At 70.0% G+C, this 12,298-nt stretch carries 9 protein-coding genes and 1 tRNA gene; 7 read left to right on the top strand and 3 right to left on the bottom strand.

Translation table 11 applies throughout. The features are described from left to right. Window positions 1-3 precede the first annotated feature (3 nt). Window positions 4-2,493 carry a response regulator gene (locus ACFQZY_RS18145; RefSeq protein ID WP_377418587.1) on the bottom strand — a complete coding sequence of 830 codons (2,490 nt, stop codon included), beginning with the start codon at window positions 2,491-2,493 and terminating at the stop codon, window positions 4-6. 223 nt (window positions 2,494-2,716) lie between these two features. Next, a tRNA-Lys gene (locus ACFQZY_RS18140) sits at window positions 2,717-2,792 on the bottom strand. Between the two features lie 298 nt (window positions 2,793-3,090). On the opposite strand from ACFQZY_RS18140, the gene ACFQZY_RS18135 reads away from it, so the two are divergent. Beyond that, a complete protein-coding gene (locus tag ACFQZY_RS18135) occupies window positions 3,091-5,022 on the top strand; it encodes a diguanylate cyclase domain-containing protein (RefSeq protein ID WP_377418583.1) in 1,932 nt (643 codons plus the stop codon). 3 nt (window positions 5,023-5,025) lie between these two features. On the opposite strand, the gene ACFQZY_RS18130 is transcribed toward ACFQZY_RS18135, so the two are convergent. Then, the gene (locus ACFQZY_RS18130) at window positions 5,026-5,970 is read right to left on the bottom strand and encodes a LysR family transcriptional regulator (RefSeq protein WP_377418580.1); all 945 of its coding nucleotides are present in this window, start codon (window positions 5,968-5,970) and stop codon (window positions 5,026-5,028) included. A gap of 108 nt (window positions 5,971-6,078) precedes the next feature. On the opposite strand from ACFQZY_RS18130, the gene catA reads away from it, so the two are divergent. The 6 genes from catA to ACFQZY_RS18100 all read left to right on the top strand — a co-directional run bounded on the left by catA (window position 6,079) and on the right by ACFQZY_RS18100 (window position 12,297). After that, on the top strand, window positions 6,079-6,993 hold the full coding sequence (gene catA / locus ACFQZY_RS18125) for a catechol 1,2-dioxygenase (protein WP_377418577.1): 915 nt from the start codon (window positions 6,079-6,081) through the stop codon (window positions 6,991-6,993). 133 nt (window positions 6,994-7,126) lie between these two features. Next, window positions 7,127-8,542, top strand: coding sequence for a benzoate 1,2-dioxygenase large subunit (gene benA / locus ACFQZY_RS18120; protein WP_377418574.1), 1,416 nt, complete (start codon window positions 7,127-7,129; stop codon window positions 8,540-8,542). A 12-nt stretch (window positions 8,543-8,554) separates the two neighbouring features. Next, a complete protein-coding gene (benB, locus tag ACFQZY_RS18115; RefSeq protein ID WP_377418571.1) occupies window positions 8,555-9,040 on the top strand; it encodes a benzoate 1,2-dioxygenase small subunit in 486 nt (161 codons plus the stop codon). Between the two features lie 58 nt (window positions 9,041-9,098). Further along, the gene (gene benC, locus ACFQZY_RS18110; protein WP_377418568.1) at window positions 9,099-10,106 is read left to right on the top strand and encodes a benzoate 1,2-dioxygenase electron transfer component BenC; all 1,008 of its coding nucleotides are present in this window, start codon (window positions 9,099-9,101) and stop codon (window positions 10,104-10,106) included. A gap of 10 nt (window positions 10,107-10,116) precedes the next feature. Then, entirely contained in the window at window positions 10,117-10,893 is a 777-nt protein-coding gene (locus ACFQZY_RS18105; RefSeq protein ID WP_377418564.1) for a 1,6-dihydroxycyclohexa-2,4-diene-1-carboxylate dehydrogenase, read from the top strand. Window positions 10,894-10,941: 48 nt separating this feature from the next. Next, window positions 10,942-12,297: an MFS transporter gene (locus ACFQZY_RS18100; protein WP_377418561.1), complete on the top strand. Its 1,356-nt coding sequence runs from the start codon at window positions 10,942-10,944 to the stop codon at window positions 12,295-12,297. Window position 12,298 lies beyond the last annotated feature (1 nt).

Raw genomic sequence — 12,298 nt, 5'->3', positions numbered from 1 at the left:
TCCTTAGGCCGGCGCCGGGCCGGCGGGCGCGAGGGCGAGCAGGGTCAGGCGCACGGCCTCTTCGAGCCGCGCCAGCGTGGTGCCGTCCTGGGCGCCGGGCGGGCGCGCGAAGGCCTGTTCGACGCTCGCGGCGCTGCTGGCCAGGTGCATCGCGCCGAGCGTGCCGGCCGAACCCTTGAGGGAGTGCGCCTCGCGCACCACCACCTCGCGCCGGCCCTCGCGCGCGGCATCGGCCAGGTTGGCGTGCAGCTGCGGCGTGTCCTGCGTGAAGAGGTCGACCAGGGCGTCGTAGAAGTCCGGGTCGCAACCGAGCCGGGCCATGGCGGCGGCACGATCGAGCATCGGCTCGGGGACGTGCGACACCTCCTCTCCGCCGGCATGGCCTGCAGGCGCTTCGAGCAGGTCGCGCAGGGCGGCTGGCAGCCGTGCATCGGCCTCGACGGGCGGCAGGGCGGGCGCGGGCGCCGCCGCCGGGGCGGCCGCGGGCCGCGTGACCTCCAGCACGGTGCGCACCAGCAGCGCCACGTCGATGGGCTTGGCGAGGTGGGCGTCCATCCCCGCGGCGAGGCAGGCCGCGCGGTCGGCAGCGCTCCCGTTGGCCGTGAGCGCGATGACCGGCAGGTGGCTGAAGCCGCAGATCTGCCGGATCTCGCGGGTGGTCTCCAGGCCGTCCATGTTCGGCATCTGCCAGTCCATCAGGATCGCGTCGAACTCGCCCCCGGCCACCAGGTGGGTGAGGGCGTCGAGGCCGTCGACCGCGACGGAGACCGTGGCGCCCTGGGCGGTGAGCAGGCGGCTGGCGACCAGCTGGTTGTTCACGTTGTCCTCCGCCAGCAGCAGGCGCAGGCCGGCCAGCGGGCGGCCGATCGGGGTCGGGCGCGCCGGCGGCGGGCCGGCCTGCTGGCGCGCCTGGGCCACGCCCTCGGCCAGCAGGCCCGCGGTGGTGGGCTGCACGAGCAGCGCGGGCAGGCGCTGTCGGCTGGCGGTGTCCAGCGTCCCCCAGGCCTGGCCGCCGGGGACGTTGCCCGTGACCAGGACCGGCGTGCCCGTGGGCACCAGGATCTCCGACAGGCGCAGCGCGGCCTCGAAGTCGCCGCTGCCGTCGAGCCGCCACTCCACCAGCGCGGCGTGCAGCCGCGGCGTCTGGATCGCCACCTCGAGCGCCTCCTCGACGCCCGCGGCCTGCACCGGGTTCCAACCCAGCGTGCGGACCATGCGGGCCAGCGCCTCGCGGCGGACGGGGTGGTGGTCGGCCACCAGGACGCGGGGCGCGGTGGCCTGCGCCCCGCGTTCGGGCGTCCCGGGCGTCTCGGATTCCACCGGGAGGGTGAGGCGGAAGCCGACGCGGCTGCCGCGGCCGGCATCGCTGTGGATCTCCAGCGCGCTGTCCATCAGCGCCAGCAGCTGGCGGCTGGTGGCCAGCCCCAGGCCCATGCCGCCGAACACGCGGGTACTGCTGGCGTCGGCCTGGCCCAGCCCGCCGCGCACGCGCGCCAGGGTCGGGGCGTCCATGCCCTGGCCGGTGTCTTCGAACGCGAAGGCCAGCGTCGCGCGGCCCGCCGGCGCGGCCTCGCGCGAGACGCGCAGGACGGCATGGCCGCCGGCGGTGAACTTGAGGGCGTTGCTGCCCAGGTGGCGCAGCACCTGGCCGATGCGGCGGGCGTCGCCGAGCAGGCGATCAGGCACGTCGGGGTCGATGTCGAAGGCGACGGCCACCGGCCGGTCCCCGGCGGCATGGGACAGCACCACCGACAGCTCCCGCAGCAGCGCGTCGAGGCTGAAGGGCGCGGGCTGCAGGGCCGCGCGGCCCTCCTGCGCCTCAGCGCAATCGAGCACCTGGCTCACGATGTCCTGCAGGCTGCGGGCGGCGTCCTGGGCCTTGCGCAGGTACTCGCCGGTGCCGGCGGCGGCAGGGTCGCCCTGGACGACCTGCAGCAAGCCGGCGATGGCGTTGAGCGGCGTGCGCAGCTCGTGTCCCAGGTTGGAGATGAAGCGGCCGGCGGCGTCCTCGAGCTCTCGGACCCGGGCCTGGGCCTGGTGCAACCCGGCCAGGTCCGGCGGCGGCGGTGGCGGGTGGCGCGGCCCGGCGGGCGGGGCGTCCTGGCCGGACAGGGCCAGCGAGCCGTCCTCCAGGCGCACGGCGGTGAAGGCCACGCGCCGGCCGCCCGGCATGAGCCGCTCGAAGCGGCGCGGCGCCTCGGGCGCTGCGCCATCCATCATCAGCAGGCCGGTCGGCTCGGCGCCGGGGGTGGCGCGGGTGCGCAGCAGGTCGACCAGCGCGGGAAAGCGCAGGCCCTCGTGGAGGCTGCCGGGCGGCAGCCCGAGCAGGGCGGCGAAACCGGTGCTGCAGTAACCGAGGCGCTGCGTGGCGTCGAACACGGCCAGCCCCCCGGGCAGGGCGTCCAGGGCGGCGAGGGCCGCCTGGCCCGGCGGGGCGTCGTCCGGGGCCGGGGGACGGGCGCGCCCGAGCAGGCGTTCGAGCATTTCGGGCATGCGGGTCTCCGTGTCCGTTGCGGGAAAGGTGCAGGGGGGCCTCGGGTCGACCCGGGGCCATGCCGGATATTCGGCCGAGCCGGCGCGAACTGAAACGCGGATAAGAGGGGGGATTCCGCCGGATGCCGGGGCGCCATGGCGAGGCGCGCGCAGGCCGCGCCGAAATGAAAAAGCCTGCTACTGATTCAGTAGCAGGCTTTCGTGCCCCGGAGGGCTTGTCGGGTGGTGGGTCCTGTAGGATTCGAACCTACGACCTACGGATTAAGAGTCCGCTGCTCTACCAACTGAGCTAAGAACCCGCACCGTTGAATTGCTGCAACGGCGAAACCGAGAGTATAGCAGCATTCGCCACCTGCCCCTGGCGCCGGCCCGGCGCCCCGGGCTCCTGGCGTGTTCCCTTCCCCGATCCCGCACCTGCCCGGCGGCCTGGTGGCCAGAGAGCCATCTGTTGGATTGATATTCAGAAAGTAGTCAATTCCCTAAGGATGAACCCCAGGAATTGTTGCGATTTTGCAGCGCGTCTTGCGTGCCTCTCCGATCAACCGATAATGAATATCAAAATGATAATAGTGGTCATAACGATTGGAGGCTGACGCGGTGGAGACGAAACGGCCCGGGGGCGGAGACGGCGCGGTCGATGCCGCCGAGGCCACGCGCTGGCCGCTCGCGGCGAGCATGCCCCTGACGCTGGTGATCACGCTGGGCAGCCTGGTGCTGCTCGCGGGCATCTGGCTGACCACCCTCGAGCGCATCATCGTGGAGCGGGACCAGGCCGTGGCGTCCGCCCAGGAGGCGAACGCGAACCTGGCCATCGCGTTCGAGCAGCACACCTTCCGCACCCTCAAGGCCGCCGAGCAGGTGGCGGCGTTCGTGCGCGAGCGGTACCTGAAGGAGGGCAAGGCCCTGGACCTGCGCCGGCTCGTGGACCAGCAGGTGATCCGCGAGGGGCGCTTCACGGTGATCCACCTGGTCGGCGCCGACGGCCACATCATCAGCAGCTCAGGCCCGGTGGGGGAGCGCGTCAACTACGCGGACCGGGACTTCTTCTCCGCCCAGCGCGAGGCCCGGCGCGACGCGCTGTTCGTGGGCCGGCCGGTCCTGGGCCGTCTCTCGGGCCGCTGGCTCATCCCGATGGCGCTGCGCATCACCGGCGCCGACGGCGGCTTCGCCGGCCTGGTGGTGCTGACGGTCGAGCCGGCCGACTTCACCGACTTCTACCGCCAGGTCGACCTGGGCCCCCAGGGCCTGCTCGAGGTCACGGGGCTGGACGGGATCGTGCGTTCGCGCAAGGTCGGCGGCGACCTGAGCTTCGGCATGGATGCCCGCGGCTTCAGCTGGTTCACGCAGCGCGCCGTGGAGCGCGAGGGCTCCTTCGTCGACCCCGGCGCCGACGCCAACGGCGTGGCGCGGATCGTCAGCTACCGCACCGTCGTCGGCTACCCGCTGATGGTGGTCGTGGGCACCGACTACGCCGAGGACCTGGCCCCCGCGCGGCAGGCGCGCCTCGTCTACCTGCTGATGGCCGGGGGCGGGACGGTGGTGATCCTGGGCTTCAGCGGCCTGCTGCTGCTGGTGCTGGCGCGCCAGCGCGCCGCGGCGGCGGCGCTGCAGGACAGCGAGGCGCTGTACCGGGCCACCTTCCACCAGGCGGCCATGGGCATCGCCCACATCGCGCCCGACGGCCGCCTGCTGCGGGCCAACGAGAAGTTCTGTCGCATGCTGGGCTACAGCCGCGAGGAACTGCTCGCGCGCACCGTGTTCGACCTGAGCGACGAGGACCTGCGCCCCGTGGTGCGCCAGTTCCTGGCGCGGCGGCTGTCCTCCGGCTCGGCAGCGTTTCCGCCGGAGATCGAGAAGCAGTACCGCCGCAAGAACGGCTCCACCGTGTGGGTCTGCGAGGCGCTGAGCGTGGTGACCGACCCCCAGGGCGTGCCGTCTTACCTCGTGGCCGTCACCCAGGACATCACCGCCCGCAAGATCCTGGAGGCGCGGCTGTCGCACAACGCGCTGCACGACGCCCTCACCGGCCTGCCCAATCGGGTGCTGCTCCTGGACCGGCTCGGCCGCGTGCTCGAGTCCGCGCGCCGGCATGGCGAGCTGGCGGGCGTCCTGTACCTCGACCTGGACGGCTTCAAGCCGGTGAACGACAGCCTCGGCCATGCCGCCGGCGACCTGCTGCTGCAGCAGGTCGCGGAGCGCCTGGTGGCCTGCGTGCGGGCGGAGGACACGGTGGCGCGCGTCGGCGGGGACGAGTTCGCCGTGGTGCTGGCCAAGCTGGCGCTGCCGGGGGACTGCGAGGTGGTGGCCGCCAAGATCATCGGCGCGCTGGCCATCCCGTTCGACCTGGAGGGCACGCCGGTGGAGGTCTCCGCCAGCGTGGGCGCCGCGGTGTACCCCGCGCATGGCGACACGCCCGGGACCCTGGTGGCCCATGCCGACGCCGCCATGTATGCCGCCAAGACCGCCGGCAAGAACCGATTCAGCTGGGAGATTCCTCGCGCCGATGTTCCAGGCGGGAGCGTTGCCTAGGCCCTACCCCGGTTCGGCGGTCGGGCTGGGGGCGCCCGGCTCGGCGCGCTGGCGAGCCGCCGCCATTTCGGCGTAGATGCGGTCGATCAACCCGCGCAGCACCACGATGTCCTCGTTGCGGTCGTGCATGCGCGTGCTCATGATGATCGGCGACACGGCCTGCGGGTCGCTCAGGGGGCGGTAGACCACCTCGTCAGGCCGCAGCCGGCTCACGCCGGTGGGCACCACGCAGATGCCCATGCCCGCCGCCACCAGGCCCAGCGCGGTCTGGATTTCCTGGACCTCATGCACGTTGGCGGGTTGAAGGCCCTGGTCGCGGAACAGCGACAGCACCTGGTCCGCGTAGCTCGGACGCGGTCGCTTCGGGTAAACCAGGATGTCGTAATTCTCGAGCGCGGCGAGAATGACCGGCTTTTCTGAAATCGCGAGACTATGCTCCAAGGGTATCGCCACCACCAGGCGTTCCTCGCGCAGCACCTCCCGCTGGATGCTCGGATCGTCCAGCCGGACGCGTCCGAATCCCACGTCGATGCGCCCGGCCTTCAGGGCCTCCGTCTGGTCCAGCGTCGACATCTCCTCCAGCGCGATTTCCACCTGCGGCAGTTCGGCCCGGAACAGCCGCACCAGCCGCGGCAGCGCGCCGTACATCGTCGACGCGACGAAGCCGATCACCAGCCTGCGCTCCATTCGCGCCACGCGGCGCGTGGCCCGCGCGGCCTGGGCCGCCTGCTCCAGCAGGCGCGTGGCATGGCTGTAGAAGAAGCGCCCCGGCTCCGTCAGTTTCAGCGGGCGTGAGCCGCGCTCGAACAGCGGCGTCCCCAGTTCCTCTTCCAGATCCTGGATCTGCCGGCTCAGCGGGGGCTGCGAGATGTGCAGCCGCCCGGCGGCTCGCGTGAAGCTCTGCTCGTCGGCGACGGCAACGAAGTAGCGCAGGTGTCGCAGTTCCATTCCATACCTTAAGAGTATGTATACAGTCTAAAAGCATCTTGGACTTGGCACCAGCAAATTCCTAGGATTCGGTCCATTCCTTCCCACCCCCCCCTGAGGAGACAACCCATGGATACGAAGACCATCGACCAGCTGCTGGACCGTTTCGAGAAGACCGGCGTCGTCGGCGAGGGCGATGCCCGCATCAAGCAGATCGTCCATCGCCTGGTGCGTGACCTGATGGTCGCCATCGAAGAGCTGGACATCACCCCCGAGGAGTTCTGGTCGGGCCTGAATTTCTTCGCGGAAGCCGGCCGCAACGGCGAACTGGGGCTGATCGCCCCCGGCATCGGCCTGGAGCACTTCCTGGACCTGCGCATGGACGAGGCAGAAGCCCGTGCCGGCCTGAAGGGCGGCACGCCCCGCACCATCGAAGGCCCGCTGTACGTGGCGGGCGCTCCCGTGGCGCAAGGCGAGGCGCGCCTGGACGACGGCCAGACCGCTGGCGAAGTGGTGGTGATGCAGGGCGTGGTGCGCGGCATCGACGGCCAGCCCATCCCCAACGCCCAGGTCGAGGTGTGGCATGCCAATGACAAGGGCAACTACTCCTATTTCGACCCGACCCAGAGCGCCTTCAACCTGCGTCGCACCCTCATCGCCGACGCGCAGGGCCGCTACAAGTTCCGCAGCGTGATGCCGGTGGGCTACAGCTGCCCTCCGGGCGGCGCCACCGACCGCCTGCTGCAGAAGCTCGGCCGCCACGGCCATCGCCCGGCGCACATCCACTTCTTCGTGTCGGCGCCCGGCCACCGCAAGCTGACCACGCAGATCAACATCGAGAACGACCCGCATCTCTGGGACGACTTCGCCTTCGGCACGCGTGAAGGCCTGGTGCCCAAGGTCTACACGAACAACGACCGCGCAGCGATGAACGCGCTGAACGTCGACAAGCCGTTCTACGAAATCAAGTTCGACTTCACGCTGCATGCCGAGCAGCCCAGCGCGCCGACCGCGGACATCGCCCGTCCCCGCGCGGCCGCCTGATACGGCGACCCGGGCGCCGCCGGCGGCGGCGCCCATCCCCCCGCAAGCACCTTCTCCTCCCGGCGCACGCCCGTGCCCGGGTCGGGCGAAGCCTTGACTGAATCAGCCCGCATGACAGGGCATGGAGACAAGCATGAACACTTCCGCATCCCTTGAAGGCGTCAAGCAGCGCCTGGCCGGCATGTTGGTGGAGGACACCGACCGGCACGTCTACCGCCTGCATCGCAGCGCCTTCACCGACGAGGCCCTGTTCGACCTGGAGATGAAGCACATCTTCGAGGGCAACTGGATCTACCTGGCCCACGAGAGCCAGATCCCCAACCCGAACGACTACCTCACCACCTACATCGGCCGCCAGCCCATCGTCATCACCCGCAACAAGGGCGGTGAGCTGAACGCGATCATCAACGCCTGCTCGCACCGGGGCGCCACGCTGTGCCGCCACAAGAAGGGCAACAAGGCCAGCTTCACCTGCACCTTCCATGGCTGGACCTTCAACAACTCCGGCAAGCTGCTCAAGGTGAAGGACGCCAACGGCGCCGGCTACCCCGACACCTTCAACCAGGACGGCAGCCACGACCTGAAGAAGGTCGCCCGCTTCGAGAGCTACCGCGGCTTCCTGTTCGGCAGCCTGAATCCCGATGTGGCGCCGCTGACCGAGTTCCTCGGCGAGTCCACCAAGATCATCGACATGATCGTGGACCAGTCGCCGGAGGGCCTGGAGGTGCTGCGCGGCTCGTCGACCTACACCTTCGACGGCAACTGGAAGCTGCAGGCCGAGAACGGCGCCGACGGCTACCACGTGAGCTCGGTGCACTGGAACTACGCAGCCACCACCAACCAGCGCAAGCAGGCGGCCGCGGGCGACACCATCAAGGCGATGGATGCCGGCAGCTGGGCCAAGCAGGGCGGCGGCTTCTATTCGTTCGAGCACGGCCACATGCTGCTGTGGACGAAGTGGGCCAACCCGGAAGACCGGCCCGCCTACCCGATCCGCGACCAGCTCGTGGCGCAGTTCGGCCAGGCCCGCGCCGACTGGATGATCGGGCACTCGCGCAACCTGTGCCTGTACCCGAACGTCTACCTGATGGACCAGTTCAGCTCGCAGCTCCGCGTGCTGCGCCCGATCAGCGTCGACAAGACCGAGGTCACCATCTACTGCATCGCGCCCAAGGGCGAGGCGGCCGAGGCGCGCGCCCGGCGCATCCGCCAGTACGAGGACTTCTTCAACGCCACCGGCATGGCCACCCCCGACGACCTCGAGGAGTTCCGGGCCTGCCAGCAGGGCTACGCCGGCATCGCGCTGGAGTGGAATGACATGTGCCGCGGCTCGACCCAGTGGGTGGCCGGCCCCGACGCCGCCGCCAAGGAAATCGGCCTGAACCCGACGCTGTCGGGCGTGAAGACCGAGGACGAGGGCCTCTACACCGTGCAGCACCGCTACTGGCTGGAGACGATGCAGCGCGCCGTCGCCAAAGAAGAAGCCCGCCAGGCCACCGGCGCGCAGCACCCCGTGTGCGAGCACAGCCATGCCTGTGACCACGCCTGAAGGAGACACACCATGATGACGATCGAACAGGTGCAGGCCTTCCTGTACCGCGAGGCCCGGCTGCTGGATGACCGCCAGTGGGACGAGTGGCTGGCCTGCTACCACCCGGCTGCCGAGTTCTGGATGCCCTCGTGGGACGACGACGGCCAGCTGACCACCGACCCGCAGCGCGAGATCTCGCTGATCTATTACCCGAACAAGGGCGGGCTGGAAGACCGGGTGTTCCGCATCAAGACCGAACGCTCGGCGGCCAGCATGCCCGAGCCGCGCACGGGCCACAACATCCACAACGTCGAGATCGTGTCGGCGAAGGGCGAGCAGGTCGAGGTGCGCTTCAACTGGCACACCCTGAGCTACCGCTACCAGACGGTGGACAGCTACTTCGGCACCAGCCACTACACGCTGGACCTGAGCAGCGGCCAGCCGCTCATTCGGCGCAAGTACGTGGTGCTGAAGAACGACTACATCCACCACGTGCTGGACGTCTATCACATCTGACGCTGCCGACGCCGGCGGCCTGCAGGCGCAGGCGCCGGCCATGACGAGGAGACAAGCCATGCCCCACCAGATTGCCCTTTGCTTCGAGGACGGTGTCACCCGCTTCATCGAGGCCAACCCGACCGAGACGGTGGCCGACGCCGCCTACCGCCAGGGCGTGAACATCCCGCTGGACTGCCGCGACGGCGCCTGCGGCACCTGCAAGTGCCTGGCGGAGTCCGGCCGTTTCGAGATGGGCGAGTACATCGAGGACGCGCTCAGCGAGGAGGAGGCGGCCCGTGGCTACGTGCTGACCTGCCAGATGCGGGCCCAGGGCGACTGCGTGGTGCAGGTGCCGGCCTCCTCGTCGGTGTGCCGCACGCCGCAGGCGGCGGTGTCCGCCGCCATACGCGAGGTGCGCCAGCTGTCGCCGAGCACGGTGTCCCTGACGCTGCAGGATCCGTCGCTCGACAAGCTGGCCTTCCTGCCGGGCCAGTACGTGAACCTGCAGGTGCCGGGCACCGACCAGACGCGGGCCTACTCGTTCAGCTCGCTGGTGAAGGACGGCACCGTGTCGTTCCTGATCCGCAACGTGCCGGGCGGCCTCATGAGCGCCTACCTCACCGGCGCCGCGAAACCGGGCGACCGCATGACGCTGACCGGCCCGCTGGGCACGTTCTACCTGCGCGCCATCCAGCGCCCGCTGCTGCTCCTGGCCGGCGGCACCGGCCTGGCGCCCTTCACCGCCATGCTGGACAAGATCGCCGCCGAAGGCAGCGCCCACCCGCTGCACCTGGTCTACGGCGTCACGCACGACACCGACCTGGTGGAGATGGACCGGCTGGCCGAGTACGCGCAGCGCATCCCGAACTTCAGCTACACCGCCTGCGTCGCCAGCCCCGAGAGCACGTACCCGAACAAGGGCTACGTCACCCACCACATCACGCCGGCGCAGCTGAACGACGGCGAGGTCGATGTCTACCTGTGCGGCCCGCCGCCGATGGTGGAGGCGGTCAGCCAGTTCATCCGCGAATGCGGCGTCCAACCGGCCAGCTTCCACTACGAGAAGTTCGCGGCCAGCGCCTGAGGACCCTGCCATGCATCCCCGTTTCAACGACAAGGTCGCCGTCATCACCGGCGCCGCGCAGGGCATCGGCCGGCGCGTGGTCGAGCGCATGCTCGAAGAGGGCGGTCGCGTGGCGGCCGTCGACCGCTCCGAGCTGGTCCACGAGCTGCGCAGCCTGCCGGGCGCCGCCGACCGGCTGCTGACGCTGACGGCCGACCTGGAGCGCAACGCCGACGCCGAGCGCGTGATGGCCGAGACGACCGGGCGATTCGGCCGCCTGGACATCCTCGTGAACAACGTCGGCGGCACGATCTGGGCCAAGCCCTTCGAGCACTACCGCGAGCACGAGATCGAAGCCGAGGTGCGCCGCTCGCTGTTCCCCACGCTGTGGTGCTGCCATGCCGCGCTGCCGGCCATGCTGGCGCAGGGCAGCGGCGCCATCGTCAACGTCTCGTCGATCGCCACCCGTGGCGTCAACCGCGTTCCCTATGGAGCGGCCAAGGGCGGCGTCAATGCGCTCACCGCCTGCCTGGCCTTCGAGAACGCCGGGCGCGGCATCCGCGTCAACGCCACCGCCCCCGGCGGCACCGAGGCGCCGCCGCGGCGCATCCCGCGCAACACCGAGCAGCCCACCGAGCAGGAGAAGGCCTGGTACCAGCAGATCGTCGACCAGACGGTGGAGTCCAGCCTGATGAAGCGCTACGGGACCATCGACGAGCAGGTCGGCGCGATCCTCTTCCTCGCCTCCGACGAGGCCAGCTACATCACCGGCGTCACGCTGCCGGTGGGCGGCGGCGACCTGGGCTGAAGGGCCCGGTCTTTCCTCCCCACACAAGAAATCATTCAGGAGACAAGCATGAGACACATCGACGTTCACAAGGTCGCCGACGAGGCGCGATTCAACCGCTTCCACGGCATGGTGCTGTTCTGGTGCGCGCTGATCATCATCTTCGACGGCTATGACCTGGCCGTGGCCGGCATCGCGCTGCCGTCGATCATGAAGCAGATGGGGGTCCAGGCCACCCAGGCCGGCTTCATGGTGAGTTCGGCGCTGTTCGGGATGATGTTCGGGGCCATCTTCATGGGCACGATCGCCGACCGCATCGGCCGCCGATGGGCCATCGTCGCCTGCATCGTGCTGTTCAGCCTCTTCACGGCGGCGGCGGGCCTGACGGACGACCCGGTGATGTTCAGCGTCACCCGCTTCCTGGCCGGCCTGGGCATCGGTGGCGTCATGCCCAACGTGGTGGCGCAGATGACCGAGTACTCGCCGCGCAAGGTGCGCTCGACCATGGTCACGCTGATGTTCAGCGGCTATGCGGTGGGCGGCATGCTGGCTGCGGTGCTGGGCAAGGGCCTGATCGAGAGCCACGGCTGGCAGTCGGTCTTCCTGGCCGCCGCCGCGCCGGTGGTGCTCATCCCGTTCATTCTCAAATCGCTGCCGGAATCGATGCCCTTCCTGCTGAAGAAGGGGCGGCATGACGAGCTCAAGGCCATCATCGCCCGGCTCGACCCGGCCTTCAAGCCGACCGCCGAGGACCGTTTTGCGCTGCCCGCCGTCGACAAGGCCACGGACGCGCCGGTGAGCCAGCTGTTCCAGGACGGCCGCGGCTTCAGCACGGTGATGTTCTGGACCGCGTTCTTCATGTGCCTGTTCATGGTCTACGCGCTCAGCTCCTGGCTGACCAAGCTGATGGCTGGTGCCGGCTACAGCCTGGGCTCGGCGCTGACCTTCGTGCTGACGCTGAACTTCGGCGCCATGGTCGGCGCGATCGGCGGCGGCTGGCTGGCCGACCGCTTCAACATCAAGTGGGTGCTGGTCTCGATGTACGTGCTGGCTGCGGTGTCGATCACGCTGCTGGGCGTGCCGATGGCCACCGGGGCGCTGTTCGTCGTGGTCGGCCTGGCCGGTGCGTCGACGATCGGCACGCAGATCGTGACCTATGCCTATGCCGGCCAGTTCTATCCCATGGCGATCCGCTCCACCGGCATCGGCTTCGCCTCCGGCATGGGCCGCAGCGGCGCCATCCTGGCCCCGATCGTGATCGGCTCGCTGGTGGCGATGGCCCTGCCGCTGCAGCAGAACTTCATCGCCATCGCGATCCCCGCGGTGATCGCCGCAGTCGCCGTGGCCATGATCAACCATGGTCGCTCGGCCTCGGCCCGGGCGCAGGCCGCGTCGCCCGCAGTCGCCATGACCGCCTCCCAGTGAG

It is taken from the genome of Ramlibacter sp. GCM10027632, from assembly GCF_042675325.1.
GTDB lineage: Bacteria > Pseudomonadota > Gammaproteobacteria > Burkholderiales > Burkholderiaceae_C > Ramlibacter.
The sequence above is the reverse complement of the archived record's forward strand: the minus strand, read 5'-3'. Positions and strand labels throughout refer to the sequence as shown.

Excerpts from the sequence above, each read along its gene's own strand:
- catA (WP_377418577.1), top strand. The coding sequence starts at position 6,079 with ATGGATACGAAGACCATCGACCAGCTGCTGGACCGTTTCGAGAAGACC.
- ACFQZY_RS18100 (WP_377418561.1), top strand. The coding sequence starts at position 10,942 with ATGAGACACATCGACGTTCACAAGGTCGCCGACGAGGCGCGATTCAAC.
- benA (WP_377418574.1), top strand. The coding sequence starts at position 7,127 with ATGAACACTTCCGCATCCCTTGAAGGCGTCAAGCAGCGCCTGGCCGGC.
- benC (WP_377418568.1), top strand. The coding sequence starts at position 9,099 with ATGCCCCACCAGATTGCCCTTTGCTTCGAGGACGGTGTCACCCGCTTC.
- ACFQZY_RS18105 (WP_377418564.1), top strand. The coding sequence starts at position 10,117 with ATGCATCCCCGTTTCAACGACAAGGTCGCCGTCATCACCGGCGCCGCG.
- ACFQZY_RS18145 (WP_377418587.1), bottom strand. The coding sequence starts at position 2,493 with ATGCCCGAAATGCTCGAACGCCTGCTCGGGCGCGCCCGTCCCCCGGCC.
- ACFQZY_RS18130 (WP_377418580.1), bottom strand. The coding sequence starts at position 5,970 with ATGGAACTGCGACACCTGCGCTACTTCGTTGCCGTCGCCGACGAGCAG.
- benB (WP_377418571.1), top strand. The coding sequence starts at position 8,555 with ATGATGACGATCGAACAGGTGCAGGCCTTCCTGTACCGCGAGGCCCGG.